This is a genomic window from Rosettibacter sp. KY25 (genome assembly GCF_057554405.1).
Genome location: NZ_BAAJAO010000012.1, coordinates 1 through 17,503, shown reverse-complemented (window position 1 = coordinate 17,503; position 17,503 = coordinate 1). Strand labels below are relative to the sequence as shown.

Genomic DNA, 17,503 nt, shown 5'->3' with positions numbered 1-17,503 from the left:
AGATAAAGCAGAATATAAGTGAGTAATGCTATCCTTTCTAATTTACTTATTCGGCTGGTTTTTGAATGTAAATTATTTTATAATTTATTAAATGTCAAGTATTTATTATAAATAATTTGTTAAGAAATTTTGAGAAGTGCTTTTTATCATATAGCATAAAATTACATTAATTAATAACTTGCAATAACTTTTATTCTAAATTCAGAGGAGAACCAATGAATAAAGAAAAACCAAGAGAACAATGGGGAAGCCGTATCGGATTAATTTTAGCTGTTGCAGGAAATGCGGTCGGACTTGGAAATTTTCTTCGGTTTCCTGTTCAAGCAGCACAAAACGGCGGCGGTGCTTTCATGATTCCTTATTTTGTTTCTTTCCTTCTCTTAGGTATTCCATTAATGTGGATGGAATGGGGTATCGGAAGATACGGTGGTAAATTCAAACATGGAAGTGCACCCGGTATGTTCGATGTTCTCTGGAACAATAAAATTGCTAAATACATTGGGGCTCTTGGCTTATTTCAATCAACTATAATTTTAATTTATTACACTTACATAGAATCATGGACTCTTGGATACAGCTTTTTTTCTATAACAAAAAGTTACTTCGGTTTAGAAAATTTTTCTGAAATGAAATCTTTTCTTTATGCATATCAAGGAAGAATTTCTAATCAATATTTTGATAGTGTTTTAACTGCTTACATTTTTATGCTGATAACATTTTCATTAAATCTATGGATTTTATATCGAGGAATATCAAAAGGAATTGAAAAGTTAGCGAAGATTGCTATGCCAGCTTTATTCTTGTTCGCAATAATTATTGCGATAAGAGTAATTACTCTGGGAACACCAGACCCAAATGTTCCGGAAAATTCAGTCAGCAATGGTTTTGGTTTTATTTGGAATCCTGATTTTACAAAACTTGGCGACCCAAAAATTTGGCTGGCTGCAGCTGGTCAAATATTTTTTACATTATCCTTAGGAATGGGAACAATTCAAGCATATGCAAGTTACCTGAAACCAAAAGATGATATAGTTTTATCTGGATTAGCAACTTCAGCTACAAATGAATTTGCTGAAGTTATTTTAGGCGGCTCAATTGCAATACCAATTGCAGTTGCATTTTTTGGAATTCCCACAACAATGGAAATGGCAAAAGGCGGTCCATTCGATTTAGGCTTTGCATCTATTCCTCTTGTGTTCGAAAGAATTCCATTAGGTGAAATTTTTGGATTTATGTGGTTCTTGCTTTTATTCTTTGCTGGTATTACTTCATCAGTTGCAATGGGACAACCAATCATCGCATTTCTTGAGGATGAATTTGGAATGGACCGAAAAAAAGCTGTTACAACTTTAGGACTCGGAATATTTATTTCAATTCAATTTGTCGTTTTCTTCCTCCAATATGGTTACTTAGGTGAGTTAGATTATTGGGCAGGAACATTTGGTCTTGTGTTATTTGCATTAATTGAATCAATATTATTTATGTGGGTATTTGGTGCAGAAAAAGCCTGGGCTGAAATGAATGAAGGCGGAGATATGCAAATCCCAAAATTTTTCTTTTACATTATGAAATTTGTGACACCCACACTTTTATCGATTATAATGATTTGGTGGTTGATTAATGATGCTATTCCTATTCTGTTGCTAAAAGATGTTAATCCTGCTAATGTGCCATACATTTGGGGTGCAAGAGTTTTTATGATAATTCTTTTAGGAATATTATTCTGGATGGTAAAAACTGCTTGGGATAAAGAGAAAAAATAAATTTAGACTTGTGTGCTCTTAATGAATTAAAAATTGTTAATTATAACTATCAACTAATAATCTTGGTAAATTTAGCGGTTTCATTATTACTTACCGCTAAGAACTCCATAAAATCGTTAAGGTATTATAATCTTGTAATCTTGCAATTTTTTAACCCTGCAATTATACAATCTTTCTAACTTGGTAATACAGCAATCTTTTTTTAAATTTTGCAGGTATAAAAAAACGCAGCAATGCTAAGTAAAATTACATTGCTGCGTTCCAAAATTATATATCAACCAAAAAATGTTTCGGCAACTTTGTAAAGTTCCATATCAACAGTTTTTAATTCACCAACTGCTTCTTCTAATTTTACAGCAACGATATCTTTGCCTCTTAAAGCAGCCATGTAACCCCATTGTCCATTATTAACTAACTCAGCTGCAAACACTCCAAGTCTTGTTCCTAATACTCTATCGAAAGCAGTTGGGCTTCCGCCTCTTTGAATATAACCAAGAACAGTTGCTCTTGTTTCAAAGCCTGTTCTTTTTTCAATTTCTTTTGCAATAACATTTCCAATGCCGCCAAGTTTTACATGTCCAAATGAATCAACTTCCATATCACTTAAAACTAAAGAGCCGTCTTTATCAACACTTTCTTCTGTTTTAATTTTTGCACCTTCTGCAATTACAACTATGCTGAATGTTTTCCCGCGTGAATGTCTTTTTGTTATTATTTCACAAACTTCATTTAAGTCAAATGGTTTTTCTGGAATTAAGATTACATCTGCACCGCCTGCAATACCTGCATGAACTGCAATCCAACCAGCATGACGACCCATCACTTCAACAACCATTACACGATTATGAGATTCAGCTGTTGTATGAAGTCTATCAATAGCTTCTGTTGCAATATTAACTGCGGTATCGAATCCAAAAGTATAATCAGTTGCATTTAAATCGTTGTCAATAGTTTTAGGAACACCAACAACTTTAACTCCTGCTTTGTATAATTTATTGGCTACACCAAGAGTATCTTCGCCGCCTATTGCAACAAGGCAATCAATGCCAGATTCTTTCATATTATTAATTACTCTTGCTTCGCCGTCTTTTTCTTTGTAAACATTTGTTCTGGATGTTCCTAAAATTGTTCCGCCTCTTGGTAAAATTCCAGAGATTGCATCAAGGTCTAAGGTCATAAAATTTTTTTGAAGAATGCCTCTCCAGCCTTCACGAATTCCAATTGTTTCGTGGCCATATTGAATTGATTTTCTAACAACAGCTCTTATAACTGCATTAAGACCCGGGCAATCGCCCCCGCCTGTAAGTATTCCTATTTTCATTTTTTACTCCAATTATTTTTTAATTAGGTAATCATTCTTCATTTTTATATCAGCTTGAGATTAGCAAATTTTGTAAGCAATTGTTTTGTTCCATATTCTTCAAATGCAATTGTAACTTTTTGCATATCCCCTGTTCCATTGATTGCTAAAATTTTACCAACGCCAAATACAGAATGTGAAACTCTGCTACCAACACGAAGCGACCTTCTTTCCTGATCATAATCATCATAACTTTCTTGATAATATTCATCAAATTCAACTTCGGCGCCGGCTTTGCGTCTTCCAGCTCTTCTGCTGCCTGGTCCGTATAATTCACTGTAAGTTGATTTATCCAGTTCATCAATAAATCTTGAACGGCTTTGATATGCAACTTCTCCAAAACGATATCGAGAACGTGCGTAGGTTAAAAATACTTTTTGTTTTGCACGAGTCAATGCAACATAAAATAATCTTCTTTCTTCTTCCAATTTAGAATCGGAATCGAATCTTGGATTAAGCGGGAATATGTCTTCTTCAAGGCCAGTAATAAATACAATCGGAAACTCAAGTCCTTTTGCACTATGAACGGTCATCAATGTAACTGCATTTGATTTTTCATCATATTGGTCAACACTTGTAACAAGTGAAACTTCTGCAAGAAAGTCATCAAGTGTTGCATTTGGATGCTGACGACTGTAATCCTGAACTGCTGAAATTAATTCTTGAACATTATCATAATGTGCAAGTGATTCCGGTGTATTTTCTTCTTTATAAATTTTTAGAATACCTAATTCATCAATCAATGCAGAAGTTAATTCTCCAATAGAAAGTTTGTCTTTCAAATCGATATACTTATCGAGTAATAATTTGAATTGCTTTACATTTTTTTGAATTCTTTCTTTAACTTCTATTACTTCAAAAACTCGAGCCATTGTTGTAAACAATGAAATATTCAACTTGCGGGCAAATGCAATCATTTTTGTAATAGAAGTATTTCCAATTCCTCTTTGAGGAAAGTTCATTATACGAAGCAGACTTTCTTCATCATTTGGATTGGAGAGAACTCTCAAGTATGCAATTATATCTTTAATTTCTTTTCTTCTGTAGAATTCTATTCCGCCAACAATTTTATATGGAATGCTTTCTCTTCTAAAAATTTCCTCAAGTACTCGAGATTGAGAATTTAATCGATAGAGAACAGCAACATCACTAAATGAAATTTTTCTTGTTAAAACTTCTTTCTTAATTCTTTTTGCTACTTGAAATGCTTCGTCTTTTTCATCAGAAGCTCTAATCAAAGTAATTTCTTCACCGTTATCATTTTCTGTCCATAATGTCTTTGCAATTTGTTCTGTATTGTTTTTAATAATTGAATCAGCAGCAGCAAGAATAATTTTAGTTGAGCGATAATTTTGTTCGAGTCGGAAAATTTTTGCATTCTTAAAATCCTTTTTGAAATTAAGCATGTTTTTAATATCTGCACCACGCCAGCTGTAAATACTTTGTGCATCATCTCCAACCACACAAATTTTATCTTTAGCAGGACTCAATAATTTCAAAAGTTCATATTGAGCTTTGTTTGTATCTTGATATTCATCTACAAGGATGTATTTAAACATTCTCTTATATTTTTGAAGCACTTTTGGATATTGTCTGAATAATTCAATTGGTTTGAGCAATAAATCATCAAAATCCATAGCATTATTTTCAAAAAGACGCTTATTGTATTCTTTGTAGATTTCAAGAAATTTTCTATCGGGAAGAGAATTAGTCATTATTTTTTCGAAATCTTCTGGAAGAATCATCTGGTTTTTAAGATGACTTATTCTATGCTGCACGCCATGAGGAGTAAGGCTTTCAAGATTAATATTCAAATTCTGCATAATATTCGAAACAAGAGAAACAGAATCTTCACGGTCATAAATTGAGTAATTAGGTTTATAGTTCAAATATTTAGATTCATTTCTCAAAATTTTAGCAAAGATTGAATGGAAAGTCCCCATCCAGAGTTGGTCAGCTTTCTTACCAATCATTTCTTTTATCCGCTCTTTCATTTCTTTAGCGGCTTTATTTGTAAAGGTAAGAGCTAAGATGGACTCGGGCTCCATTCCTTTTTCGATTAAATATGCAATTTTGTAAGTTAAAACGCGGGTTTTACCGGAACCAGCCCCGGCTACTACCATATGTGGCCCTGCGTTATATTCTACAGCTTTGCGCTGCTCTTCATTTAAATCATTAAGAAATTTCATAGGAAATGTAATTTTTAGTTGGCAAATTTAAATAAAACTAAAGGGATTATCAATGTAATTTCAAGGAAGATTTTATGTTAGTGTAAGTTTTTTAAATTAAAAATTAATGCCGTTTCTGATTTTATGGACAAGTTCTATTGATGGTCTGGCATCGCTTATTCCAAAACCATTACCATTTAAAATATTTTTATAAACTACTGTATGAAGGTTTGTAAAGCCTTCAGTAAATTCAAGTTCAACTTCATTTATTTTTATTAAACGATAAGTTCGTTTATTTATTTTTTTAATTTCATCTGGTAAATCTTCATAGTTAATTGAAAGATGCCATTTTACATTTGCATGTTTTAGTTCAAGTTCGCCTTGCATTGACCTTTTTTGTGATTCAGTTACTGTGCTATGAACAGGATTACCAAAAATCCAAATTAACATATCAAAAAAATGAATACCTATATTTGTTGCAACTCCTCCAGATTTTTCCATTACTCCTTTCCATGAAAAATCATACCACAATCCTCGTGATGTAATATAATCTAGCACAATACTAAACTTTGCATTAGGATTTTTTCTAATCTCTTCATCAATTTTATTTTTCAATTCAATAATTGTTGGATGAACTCTCAATTGCAAAATTGTATAAACTTTTTTGCCAGTTTCAATTTCAATTTGTTCAAGAGCATCCAGATTCCAAGGATTAAGAACAATTGGCTTTTCACAAATTGCATCTGCTCCAATTCTCAATGCTAAACGAATATGAGAATCGTGCAAAAAATTTGGTGAACATATACTTAAATAATGTACTCTTTCAGAATCTGATTTTCGTCTTAACAAATCGAGATGCCTTTCAAATCTTTCGAACTCAACAAAAAAACTTGCATTAGGAAAATATTGGTCAAGAATACCAACAGAATCATGAGGGTCTAAAGCAGCAACAAGATTATTTCCAGTTTCTTTTATTGCTTGCAAATGTTTTGGAGCAATATAACCTGCAACTCCTGTGATTGCAAAATTATACATGTTTTTTGAATTTTATTTTTAATAACAATTTAATCAAAAAAATTTCAAATCAGATTTGTTAATTATGCTTTGTAAACTTTTCCGTCGCTTAATCCTTGAACTTTAAAAGCATTTCGAGTATCAAGAATTAACTTTGCATGCTTGCGAATAAAATCATAATCATAATCATCATGATCAGTGGCTAAAATTATTAAATCATACAATCGAAGTGAATCTTTTCTTAATTCAACGGAATAAAGGTCAAATTTATATTTTCTTGTTGGAGGAAGTTTTGGAAGATAGGGGTCATTGTAATCAACTTCTGCTCCCTTTTCTCTTAGTATTTCTATTAATTTCAATGATGGGGATTCACGCAAGTCGTCAACATTTTTTTTGTAAGCAGCACCAAGAATCAAAATTTTACTTCCTTTAAGTGTTTTTTGATGTTCATTTAAAACTTCGATTGCCCGCTCAACTACATGATAAGGCTGAAATGTGTTTATTTCGCCTGCGAGCTCAATAAACTTTGTATTAACTTCATACTCTCTTGCTTTCCATGTCAAATAAAATGGGTCGATTGGAATGCAATGGCCCCCCAAACCAGGTCCAGGATAAAATGCCTGAAAGCCAAATGGTTTTGTTTTAGCAGCTTCAATAACTTCCCAAATATCAATATTCATTTTTTCGAAAACCATTTTAAGTTCATTAACAAGAGCAATATTTACAGAGCGATAAATATTTTCCAACAACTTTGCTGCTTCTGCAACTCGCGGAGATGAGACTGGAACAGTTTTGGTCACAATTTGACTATATAATTTAACAGCAACTTCAAGGCATGATTTTGTAACGCCTCCAACAATTTTAGGAATTGTGCTTGTTGTGAAATTCTTATTTCCGGGGTCTTCTCGTTCTGGACTGAATGCAAGAAAGAAATCTTTTCCTACACTAAATGTTTGATAATTTTTAACAAACTCTTCAGAATCTGTTACTGGCAACTTAACTCTTGGTGCAATTTCAAATAAAGGCAAAAGCAATTCTTCTGTTGTTCCAGGATATGTAGTACTTTCAAGAGAAATTAATTGACCTTTTCTCAAATATTTTTGAATTGTATATGCCGTATTTTCAACAAATGTCATATCAGGTTCCCTGTGTTCATCCAATGGTGTAGGTACGCAAATTATAATTGCATCACATTCTGGTAATCTTGTAAAATCGCTGGTAGCCTGAAATTTTTGTTTTTCAACAACTGCTTTAATTAATTTGCCATCGATATGCTTAATATAACTTTTGCCGGAATTTAACAGCGGGATTTTATTTTCATCAATGTCAAATCCAATAACATTAAAATCATTGTTGGCAAATGCTAATGCAAGGGGAAGTCCAACATATCCCATCCCAATAATTCCAACTACAGCAGTTTTGTTTTGAATTTTGTTAAGTAATTCTTTTTTGTAGTTCATAATGTTCCCTACTTAGATAGTTTTATATAATTCAAAAAATTTTTTGTAAAGAAAATAATCTCTGAGGATGATTCTTCACAATGCTATTAATTTTGGGAAACATTCACTCTAAAGTATGCCCTTCAGAATATTTTTCATTTTTGTGGTTGAATTATAAAAAAATTTTCTATCAATAAAAAATTATAATTTGTCGAATCGAAGAATAATATTTTCCCGCTTGCGTTTATCAAGTTGTTCCGATTTCAAAGTAGTTTTAAATAAATCAAAAAGATTTTCTACGCGAGGCGATGTGTTTTTTTCTTCAATTGTTTTATCACTCTCAAATTTATTCCCTTTATGTTGATTTTCAGGAATCACAAGTGCCTGTCTTAAAAGTGATATAATTTCTTCTCTCAAAGCATGCACTTCATCTTGAGATGGAGAATTTGGTTTACTAAAATTTTCAGGTTTAATTTGTTGCTTTACACTTTCTTGAATTTCTTCTTTTATATTATTCAATTCATTTCTTCTTAAATCTGTTTCAATTGTTGAATTTGATTTTGGTTTAACAACAAAATCAGAATCAACATATTCTTCATCGATATAATTTGGGTCAAGTGCAAATATTGCATCAGCAAATATTTTATCGTTTTGATTTTGAGCTTCGATTGCTTTTAAGTCAAAGCTATAAACTTCTGCAAAGTTTGGTTCTTTTTCCCATTTAGTAATCGAAGTTAATCCAACTTGCTGGATTCTAAATCGAAATGTGTGTGGGTCAAAATTAAACTGAAGATGCCGCAAATCCTTGATTGCAAAAATTGGGTCGAAATAAATTAATTCAATTTTATCATCAATTTTTATGAAGTAACCATACTTAGTTGAATAAGCATCAAGATTTTGAACATTTGTCAATAATCTGTAAACAATCAAATTTTTTGGAGAAGGGTCCTTAATATAATTGCATACATCAAAATAGCTGATAGGATGAGGTCTTTTTATTTTTTCATTTTTATAAATGATTTTGAAATTATCATTAAAATTGAACTGGTTCTTGGAATAAATTAAAATGTCTTTTGTTTTTAAGTCTAATGTTTCAAGCAGCATATTTATCAAGCCCAGCGAATTAATCCAAGTTCAAATTGATTAATGAGCAATTCGTGCTTAGGCAAAATTCTTAGAGTAAATCCGAATTGTCCAGTATGTTTACATTCAATTTCACCTTTGTAAGTATAGACACTTGTTTTTTGTTTTTTTGGCACATAAGTCATATTAACATAATTATTAGATTGTTCGGAGCCGTTATCAACTTTTCCGTAGTAGATTTGAACATCTACATCATTTGGATTCAAATCTCCAAGTTCTACTTCTGCTGTAATTTGATACTTATTCCCTACCATTAAGTCGATGCCTTTCTGCTCTTCAGAAATGCTAACAAATTTTACTTTACTCCAATTATCAATTACTTTTTGTTTCCATGCAGTAAATTCTTTTGCTTTTTTCCAGTTATTAGACATCAAGTAAATTCTTTTTTCATAAGCTTTGAAGTAAAATTTTCGAGCATATTCCTGAACCATTCTATGAGTATTAAAAATTGGACCGAGTTTTTTCATTGAATTTTTCATCATTGAAATCCATCCGCGTGGAAGTTTATCTTCGCCTCTATTATAGAAAAGCGGAACAATTTCTTTTTCAAGAATTTCATAAATTAATCTTGATTCTACTTCGTCTTGATAGCCGGGATTATCATACTCTTCTCCATTGCCAATTTTCCAGCCAACATCGTGGTCGTAAGCTTCGTCCCACCAACCATCGAGTACGCTAAAGTTTAATCCGCCATTAGCAATTACTTTCATACCAGATGTGCCGCTTGCTTCGAGTGGTCTTCTTGGATTGTTCAGCCAAACATCACAGCCTTCTACCATGTAACGAGCAACATTCATATCATAATTTTCAATGAATACAATTTTTTTTCTTAAATGTGGTTCTTTAGTCATTGCAATAACTTCTTGAATAATTTTTTTCCCTTCTTCATCTCTTGGATGAGCTTTACCTGCAAAAATTATTTGGACAGGATAATCAGGGTTGCATAAAATACTTGCTAATCTTTCTATATCTCTGAAAATAAGAGTAGCTCTTTTATAAGCAACAAATCTTCTTGCAAAACCAATTGTTAATGATTGAGCATCAAGAACTTCTTTGGCAGCATTTATTTCTGAAATAGAACCGCCCTTTTCAATTATTTGTTGTCTTAACCTTCTTCTTGCAAAAGCAACAAGACGTTCCCTTCTTCTTTCATGAGTTCGCCACAATTCTTCATCTGGAATTTCATCTATTCTTTTCCAGATTTCACTATCAGAGGGGTCACGCATAAATTTTTCGCCAAGATATCTATACAATAATTCCTGCATATCATTTGACAGATGCGAATGAGTATGAACTCCATTTGTAACATAATCAATTGGAATTTCATCAAAAGGAATATCAACAAAACCTGCCTGCCACATTTTCTTCGAAACTTTTCCATGAAGTTTGCTTACACCATTTACAAATCCAGCCATATTCATTGCAAGATGTGCCATGTTATAATTGCTTGGTGGTTTATCTTTAATGATTGTTCCTAAACTGTAAAAAGTTTTATCACTTATTTTCAATTCATTTCGATAATAAGAACCAAAATATTTTTCCATCAATTCATTTGGGAATATATCAATGCCGGCAGGAACAGGAGTATGAGTTGTAAAAACATTAGAATAAAAATTTATATCACGAGCTTCTTCGAATGACAAATTATAAAGTTGCATCATAATACGAATTCTTTCAAGTGCGAGAAATGCGGAATGACCTTCGTTCATGTGACATACAAGAGGTTTAATTCCCATAGCATGTAATGCACGAATACCACCGATTCCCAAAACAATCTCCTGTTGAATTCTTGTTTCAATTGTTCCACCGTAAAGTGTTCTGGTTATTTTTCTATCTTCTTCATTATTTTCTGGAACATTTGTATCAAGCAAAAATAATGGGACTCTTCCAACCATTATCTTCCAAATTTGAACATAAACTGTTCTTCCCGGAAAACTTAATTCAATTTTGAGTGGAGTTTTATCACTGTTCATTACCAAAGTCATTGGCTGATTGTAGAAATCTGTGATTTCATATCTTTCCTGCTGCCAGCCATCATTAGTCAAATATTGTTGAAGATAACCTTCTTTATAACATAAACCGACACCAACTAAAGGCAAACCCAAATCACTTGAAGATTTCAAATGGTCCCCAGCCAATACTCCAAGTCCACCCGAGTAAATTTGAAGTGATTCTGTTAAACCATATTCAGCAGAAAAGTATGCAATTACATTTTCTTTATCGTAATTAAAATTCTTTTGATACCAGGTTTTTTCTTCTCGATAAATTTTTAATTGAGCTGCAACTCTATTCATATGAGAAACAAAACTATCGTCATTTTCAACTTCGTTTAATCTTTCCTGACTAATTCTTCCCAGCATCAAAACAGGATTATGATAAGTTTCTTCCCATAATTTTGAATCTAATCTTCTGAAAAGTTCAATAGCATCATAATGCCATGTCCAGTATAAATTATAAACTATTTCACGAAGAGGTTCTAATTTTGCAGGCAGCGAAGGTATTACATTAAACCTGCCAATATATTTAACCATTTACTTACTCCGTTTTTATTTTTTGTAAAATCAAATTTAATAATTTTATTTAATCTGTAAAGAAATAATATTCATTAAGAAATTTTTATTTCATAAAAGTTGATTGTAATATTTTGCAATTTATTAAAAAGAAGAAATAAAATTTTAGAATTAATGTGACAGCATTAAGTTGTTTAATCAACCTGAAAAAAAATTAAATACCTAATTTTTATTAAATTTGTTTTCAAAATATGGAATAAAATTATGAATTATATCTTAAGTGCATTAATTGGAATTATCATTGGTTCGTTCCCAACAGCATATGTGATTCTAAAAAAATTAAAGAACATTGATATTACACAAGAGGGCACAGGGAATGTTGGAGCAATGAATTCTTACGACATTACGAAATCAAAATTAATTGGCTTGTTGATTTTTATAATTGATTTACTGAAAGGTTTTTTAAGTGTCTACTTAGCAAAGTTTTTATTTGAAGATGAATTTTCAATAATGATGGTTGCACTTATTGGAGCTGTATTGAGTCATTGTTTTTCTTTTTGGATAAAATTTAAGGGAGGAAGAGGATTGGCAACTGCAGCCGGAGGAGCTCTAATTCTATCTATTCCAATTTTAGGTATATGGATTTTATTATGGCTTATCTCTTATGCATTCAGAAGAAATATTCATTTTGGAAATTTCAGTGCAACATTGCTTACAGGTGCGTTGTCATTTTCTTCATCCGAAATTATGAATAAATATACAAATCCACCTGCTGCTTCAAATCTTGAATTCAGTATACTTGTTTCAATAATGTTATTAATAATTCTCATTAAACATATTAAACCAATTAAAGAATATTTTTTACAACAAAGTATAAAATCAAGGAAAGATGAAGATGAATAAAACTAAAATTATTGTATTGTCATCGTTGACTACTTTAATATTAACTTCTGCTCTTTATGCATTACTGTTGAGAAAACATTTTTCAGAAGGTGATTATCTCAGTTCAATTCTAAACAACAATGTTAATGCTACTACAATTTCGCAAACTCAAAAAATTAATAATGACATTTCAAATGGAAGAGAAACAATTATTACAAAAACTGTTGCTCAGGTTAGTCCTGCTGTAGTTGGAATTAATGTTATTGAAATTCGACAGTATCGAGACATTTTTTCTATTGACCCATTTTTCAGACAGTTCTTTGGCGACCGTGTTTATAATCAGCAAATACGAGGACTTGGCTCTGGTGCAATAATTTCTCCTGATGGTTACATATTAACAAATGACCATGTTGCAGGAAATGCTGTCGAAGCAATTGTTACATTAACGGATGGTTCGCAATACGAAGCAAAAATTGTTGGAACAGATCAAATATCAGATATTTGTTTGCTTAAAATTGATGCTCAAAATCTTCCATATATAAAATTGGGAAATTCAGATGATATTTTAATTGGTGAATGGGTAATTGCTCTGGGAAATCCTTTTGGACTATTTGATATTAATGACCAGCCAACTGTAACTGTTGGAGTAATTTCTGCAAAAGGGATGAATCTTGGTGCAGCTAATAACAGATATTATGTTGATATGCTTCAAACTGATGCTGCAATAAATTCAGGCAACAGCGGCGGACCGCTTGTAAATGCCAATGGTGAATTGATTGGAATGAACACATTAATTTATACAGCTCAAGGTTCGTCTGGTAATGTAGGTGTAGGTTTTGCAATTCCAGTTAATAAAATCAAAAGAATCATAAAAGAGTTAAAAGAAAAAGGAAAAATTGATAGAGACTTTTGGACTGGATTAAGTGTTCAAACTATTGACCCTTCAATTGCAAAGGCTTACAATCTTAAAAGTTCTCGTGGTGTAATAATTACACAAGTAGCAAAAAATTCTCCTGCACAAAAAGCTGGTCTGCAAGTTTATGATATTATTCTTGGAATAAATAATTTCAAAGTTAATGACGAGAACACATTAATCGGAATTCTTCAAGAATTTAGACCTGATGACGTAATCGAAGTAAAAATCTTAAGAGACAACAATTACATTACAAAAAAAATGAAATTGGAGAGAAGATGATACCTCGTTACACTCGACCCCAGATGGGAAAAATTTGGGAAGACCAATTTAAATTCGAAACCTGGCTTAAAATTGAAATACTTGCCTGCGAAGCACGTTATAATCTTGGCCAAATTCCAAAAGAAGATTTTGAAGAAATTAAATCAAAAGCAAAATTTGACATTAATCGAATTTTAGAAATTGAAGAAACAACTAAACACGATGTAATCGCATTCTTAACAAATGTAGCTGAAAATGTTGGACCTGCTTCGCGCCACATTCATTATGGAATGACTTCTTCTGATGTGCTTGATACTGCACTTGCATATCAAATGAAGTCCGCTGGAGAAATTCTGCTAAATGATTTAATTGAATTGAAAAATGTTTTGAAGAAAAGAGCTATTGAACATAAAAGAACAATTTGCGTTGGAAGAAGTCATGGTATTCATGCAGAAGCATATTCAATGGGATTAAAATTCGCTTTATGGTTCGAAGAAACAAAAAGAAATATTGAAAGGCTCAAGAAAGCAATTGATGTTATAAGTGTTGGTAAAATTTCAGGCGCAGTTGGAACATTTGAACATCTATCCCCAGAAGTTGAAAAATATGTTTGTGAAAAGTTAGGACTAAAACCTGAACCTGTTGCTACTCAAGTTGTTCAGAGAGATAGACATGCAGAATTTCTTACAACACTTTCAATTATTGGAACATCATTAGAAAAAATTGCAGTTGAAATTCGTCATCTACAAAGAACTGAAGTACTCGAAGCTGAAGAATATTTTTCAAAAGGACAAAAAGGTTCTTCTGCAATGCCTCATAAACGTAATCCAATTATCAGCGAAAGAATTACCGGAATTGCAAGACTTCTTCGTGCAAATTCAATTGCTGCTTTGGAAAATGTTGCTCTCTGGCACGAAAGAGATATTTCTCATTCATCTGTTGAAAGAATTATCATTCCTGACAGCTGCATTGCTCTGGATTATATTTTAAATCTCGCAACTAATCTAATTGACAAATTAATTATCTATCCTGAAAACATGATTAAAAATCTGAATCTCACAAGAGGATTAATTTTTTCTCAAACAGTTTTATTGAAACTTGTTGAAAAAGGAATGACTCGAGAAGATGCATATCAGATTGTTCAAAGTTCTGCGATGAATGTCTGGCAGGATAAATCAAAAAATCTTAAAGATGAATTATTAACTTCAAATACTGTAATGAAATACTTAACTGAAAAAGAACTTGATGAAATTTTTAATCCAAATTTAATGCTCAAAAATATTGATTATATTTTTTCAAGAAGTGTTGAAAAGGAATAAAACTAATAACGTTTTGCTGATTAATTATGGGACGCAGATTATTTAAGATTTGCTCAGATTAAAAAATTATTTTAACTCTGCGAAATCTGCGTCCCCTACCTCAAAATCCTACAACAATTCAATTATATTTTTATTTGTAGTAATATCTTTTCGTACAGTTTTTTTGACTTTTTGAGCTGCATCTTTCAATTCTAAATTGGCAGTCAGTTCTACACTTGTTCCAGTCTCTGCACGAATTAACATTCCTTTGTCAATGTTAAACAAAATATTTCCTGTTCCAGTAATTTTAGGGTCACTAAAATTATACTTGATGCCATTTTCTTCTCCCTTTTTATTTCCAGTCCAAGTACAAGATAGATTTGCACTCAACTTTGCAGCTCTGTGGTCATTTAATTTTACAAAATCTTCAACTTTGTAAGTAATCGTATTATCAATTTTGAAAACACTCAATTGACCTGGATAATTTTTTTCCCATGTGGAATCTTTAGCCAGTGATTTTTGAGGAAGTTCTCTGAATAAAAGTTGAGTCATTGGACGAATAAGAGCATCGCCTAAACTTTTTGCATATTGTGCTTTTTGTTCTGCCGTTAAATTTTGTTTTTGCGGTTGCAAAGAATTTAATTTGTCAATCATTTTATCCAGGCGAAATACTTCTACTACTTCTCCAAGCTCGCTTACTCTTGCACGATATGGTGTATTATGAAGAGATAAGTAATCACCAAATTTTTGTTTTTCTTCATCAGTCAATTGTTTATTTGAATCAAAACTAATTTTTTGTCCATTAATATCTGCATCAAGTTTAAGAGAAGATATAGTAATGCCTAGTTCTGCAGTTTTATCTGCATCAACATCGATTACTTCTACATCAAAAACATAAGTAGTTGTTTGAATTGATTTAGCTTGCATAAGAGAATCTGCCTGAACACTTTCTTGTGAGGATGTAATTGTTGTAAGCTTATATTTGAATTTATCCCCTTTCTCAAATTTATAACGCAAAAAAACTTTCTCCCCTTTCAAGTCGATACTTTCAAGTTTTGACTTTGCGATTTCTCCATTTTGTTTTTCTTCTTTTTTCCCGCAAGAAAAAATTAAGCTTATGGAAATTATTATCAATAATAAATATGTTTTTTTCATTTCAACTCTATTTTAATTAAAAAATATATTAATTATTCCAGCCGTTTATTTCAAGAAGTTCTTTTCTTGAAAAAAAGTGAGAAATTTCTTTTGCTGCATTTTCATTGGAATCAGAACCGTGCACAATATTTTCCTGAATGTTATCTGCATACAACTTTCTTATTGTTCCTTCTTCTGCTTTTGCAGGGTCTGTTGCTCCAATTAATTTTCTGAATTCTTCAACTGCATTTTCTTTTTCGAGAACAATTGGTACACAAGGACCAGATGTCATATATGCAATTAAATCATTGAAGAATGGTCGTTCTTTGTGAACTTCATAAAATCCTTTTGCTGCATCTGGTGTTAATTTAACCATTTTCATTGCAAGTATTTTAAATCCTGCTTCTTGTATGTGTGTTATTACTTTTCCAATTAAATTTTTTCTCACACAATCCGGTTTTAGAATTGCAAGTGTTCTGTTGTTCAATTTTATCTCCTTAATTTGTTTCGAAATTATTTATTTCTTGACTTGTCTTTTTGTTGATTTATTTTTTTTACTCAATCCTTTCTTTTTAGAAAGAGTTTTTTTAGATGACAATTTACTTTTATGAGCTTCAAGTGCTTTTTTCATTGTAATACCAATTTCAGCTGGACTTTCAACTACATAAATTCCTGCTTTCTTCATTGCTGCCATTTTTTCTGCTGCAGTTCCTTTACCGCCCGAAATTATTGCTCCTGCGTGACCCATTCTTCTTCCTGGAGGAGCAGTTCTTCCTGCAATAAAACCAACAACAGGTTTCTTAACATATTTTTTGATATAAGCAGCAGCTTCTTCTTCTGCACTTCCTCCAATTTCTCCAATCATTACAATTCCTTCGGTATCAGGATCTTCATTAAACAATTTTATAATATCAATAAATTGAGAACCAATTACAGGGTCACCGCCAATCCCAACACATGTTGATTGTCCAATTCCTAAATCGGTTAATTGTTTAACGGCTTCATAAGTTAAAGTTCCACTACGAGATACAACCCCAACTTTTCCTTTTTTGTGAATGAATCCTGGCATTATTCCTATTTTAGCTTTACCTGGAGATATTATCCCTGGACAATTTGGTCCAATCAATCTAACATCTTTTCCTTTTAATGAATTATAAACTGCAATCATATCTTTAGTTGGAATTCCCTCTGTTATACACACAATCAATTTAATTCCTGAATTTGCAGCTTCGAGGATTGCATCTGCAGCAAAAGCTGGCGGGACAAAAATTGCAGAAGCATTTGCTTTTGTAGCTTTAACAGCTTCAGATACAGTATTAAAAATTGGAATGTCGGTATCTTCAAACTTTTGCTCACCTTTTCCAGGAGTAACACCAGCAACTACATTAGTTCCATATTCAATCATTTGTCGTGTATGGAAAGAACCTTCGCTGCCAGTAATACCCTGAACCAGCACTCTTGTTTTCTTATCAAGAAGAATACTCATATTTAATCCTTAATTGTTATTAACAATAATTTTTATTTACAAAATTAAGAAAACCTTTTAAATAAACTTGTTTAAAAATTTCTTTATGATATAATCCATAAAATGTAAATTTGTTTTGTAAAAAAATTTTGG

13 protein-coding genes are annotated in these 17,503 nt (G+C 31.8%); 4 read left to right on the top strand and 9 right to left on the bottom strand.

Annotated features, from left to right (window positions below; all coding sequences use genetic code 11):
- Window positions 1-215: 215 nt before the first annotated feature.
- The gene (locus AC27L2_RS08630) at window positions 216-1,763 is read left to right on the top strand and encodes a sodium-dependent transporter (protein ID WP_487211365.1); all 1,548 of its coding nucleotides are present in this window, start codon (window positions 216-218) and stop codon (window positions 1,761-1,763) included.
- Window positions 1,764-2,037: 274 nt separating this feature from the next.
- On the opposite strand, the gene AC27L2_RS08625 is transcribed toward AC27L2_RS08630, so the two are convergent.
- The 6 genes from AC27L2_RS08625 to glgP form a co-directional block, all read right to left on the bottom strand.
- Complete coding sequence (locus AC27L2_RS08625) at window positions 2,038-3,084, bottom strand: 6-phosphofructokinase (RefSeq protein ID WP_487211364.1); 1,047 nt, start codon at window positions 3,082-3,084, stop codon at window positions 2,038-2,040.
- Window positions 3,085-3,128: 44 nt separating this feature from the next.
- Window positions 3,129-5,312 (bottom strand): ATP-dependent helicase, encoded by a 2,184-nt coding sequence (locus tag AC27L2_RS08620; protein ID WP_487211363.1) that lies wholly within the window; start codon window positions 5,310-5,312, stop codon window positions 3,129-3,131.
- Between the two features lie 96 nt (window positions 5,313-5,408).
- Window positions 5,409-6,326: a Gfo/Idh/MocA family protein gene (locus AC27L2_RS08615; protein WP_487211362.1), complete on the bottom strand. Its 918-nt coding sequence runs from the start codon at window positions 6,324-6,326 to the stop codon at window positions 5,409-5,411.
- Window positions 6,327-6,388: 62 nt separating this feature from the next.
- Window positions 6,389-7,765 carry a nucleotide sugar dehydrogenase gene (locus AC27L2_RS08610; protein ID WP_487211361.1) on the bottom strand — a complete coding sequence of 459 codons (1,377 nt, stop codon included), beginning with the start codon at window positions 7,763-7,765 and terminating at the stop codon, window positions 6,389-6,391.
- A gap of 180 nt (window positions 7,766-7,945) precedes the next feature.
- Window positions 7,946-8,848 (bottom strand): hypothetical protein, encoded by a 903-nt coding sequence (locus AC27L2_RS08605; RefSeq protein WP_487211360.1) that lies wholly within the window; start codon window positions 8,846-8,848, stop codon window positions 7,946-7,948.
- Window positions 8,849-8,853: 5 nt separating this feature from the next.
- Window positions 8,854-11,418, bottom strand: coding sequence for an alpha-glucan family phosphorylase (gene glgP, locus AC27L2_RS08600; RefSeq protein ID WP_487211359.1), 2,565 nt, complete (start codon window positions 11,416-11,418; stop codon window positions 8,854-8,856).
- 243 nt (window positions 11,419-11,661) lie between these two features.
- Between glgP and AC27L2_RS08595 the strand changes: the two genes are divergently transcribed.
- From AC27L2_RS08595 to purB, 3 genes are read left to right on the top strand one after another with little or no spacing between them, the layout of a single operon-like run.
- A complete protein-coding gene (locus AC27L2_RS08595; protein WP_487211358.1) occupies window positions 11,662-12,300 on the top strand; it encodes a glycerol-3-phosphate acyltransferase in 639 nt (212 codons plus the stop codon).
- Window positions 12,293-13,474, top strand: coding sequence for a S1C family serine protease (locus AC27L2_RS08590; protein ID WP_487211357.1), 1,182 nt, complete (start codon window positions 12,293-12,295; stop codon window positions 13,472-13,474). Before AC27L2_RS08595 ends, AC27L2_RS08590 begins: the two co-directional genes overlap by 8 nt.
- The gene (gene purB / locus AC27L2_RS08585) at window positions 13,471-14,772 is read left to right on the top strand and encodes an adenylosuccinate lyase (protein ID WP_487211356.1); all 1,302 of its coding nucleotides are present in this window, start codon (window positions 13,471-13,473) and stop codon (window positions 14,770-14,772) included. Before AC27L2_RS08590 ends, purB begins: the two co-directional genes overlap by 4 nt.
- Window positions 14,773-14,880: 108 nt before the next feature.
- Here the strand turns inward: purB and AC27L2_RS08580 are convergent, their stop codons facing one another.
- From AC27L2_RS08580 to sucD, 3 genes are read right to left on the bottom strand one after another with little or no spacing between them, the layout of a single operon-like run.
- A complete protein-coding gene (locus tag AC27L2_RS08580) occupies window positions 14,881-15,906 on the bottom strand; it encodes a DUF6263 family protein (protein ID WP_487211355.1) in 1,026 nt (341 codons plus the stop codon).
- Between the two features lie 28 nt (window positions 15,907-15,934).
- Entirely contained in the window at window positions 15,935-16,372 is a 438-nt protein-coding gene (ndk, locus tag AC27L2_RS08575) for a nucleoside-diphosphate kinase (protein WP_487211354.1), read from the bottom strand.
- A gap of 30 nt (window positions 16,373-16,402) precedes the next feature.
- Complete coding sequence (gene sucD / locus AC27L2_RS08570; protein ID WP_487211353.1) at window positions 16,403-17,371, bottom strand: succinate--CoA ligase subunit alpha; 969 nt, start codon at window positions 17,369-17,371, stop codon at window positions 16,403-16,405.
- Between the last annotated feature and the right edge of the window lie 132 nt (window positions 17,372-17,503).

Bases quoted from the DNA above. Each gene is read 5' to 3' on its own strand.
- AC27L2_RS08630 (WP_487211365.1), top strand. From the start codon at position 216: ATGAATAAAGAAAAACCAAGAGAACAATGGGGAAGCCGTATCGGATTA.
- AC27L2_RS08625 (WP_487211364.1), bottom strand. From the start codon at position 3,084: ATGAAAATAGGAATACTTACAGGCGGGGGCGATTGCCCGGGTCTTAAT.
- AC27L2_RS08620 (WP_487211363.1), bottom strand. From the start codon at position 5,312: ATGAAATTTCTTAATGATTTAAATGAAGAGCAGCGCAAAGCTGTAGAA.
- AC27L2_RS08615 (WP_487211362.1), bottom strand. From the start codon at position 6,326: ATGTATAATTTTGCAATCACAGGAGTTGCAGGTTATATTGCTCCAAAA.
- AC27L2_RS08610 (WP_487211361.1), bottom strand. From the start codon at position 7,765: ATGAACTACAAAAAAGAATTACTTAACAAAATTCAAAACAAAACTGCT.
- AC27L2_RS08605 (WP_487211360.1), bottom strand. From the start codon at position 8,848: ATGCTGCTTGAAACATTAGACTTAAAAACAAAAGACATTTTAATTTAT.
- glgP (WP_487211359.1), bottom strand. From the start codon at position 11,418: ATGGTTAAATATATTGGCAGGTTTAATGTAATACCTTCGCTGCCTGCA.
- AC27L2_RS08595 (WP_487211358.1), top strand. From the start codon at position 11,662: ATGAATTATATCTTAAGTGCATTAATTGGAATTATCATTGGTTCGTTC.
- AC27L2_RS08590 (WP_487211357.1), top strand. From the start codon at position 12,293: ATGAATAAAACTAAAATTATTGTATTGTCATCGTTGACTACTTTAATA.
- purB (WP_487211356.1), top strand. From the start codon at position 13,471: ATGATACCTCGTTACACTCGACCCCAGATGGGAAAAATTTGGGAAGAC.
- AC27L2_RS08580 (WP_487211355.1), bottom strand. From the start codon at position 15,906: ATGAAAAAAACATATTTATTATTGATAATAATTTCCATAAGCTTAATT.
- sucD (WP_487211353.1), bottom strand. From the start codon at position 17,371: ATGAGTATTCTTCTTGATAAGAAAACAAGAGTGCTGGTTCAGGGTATT.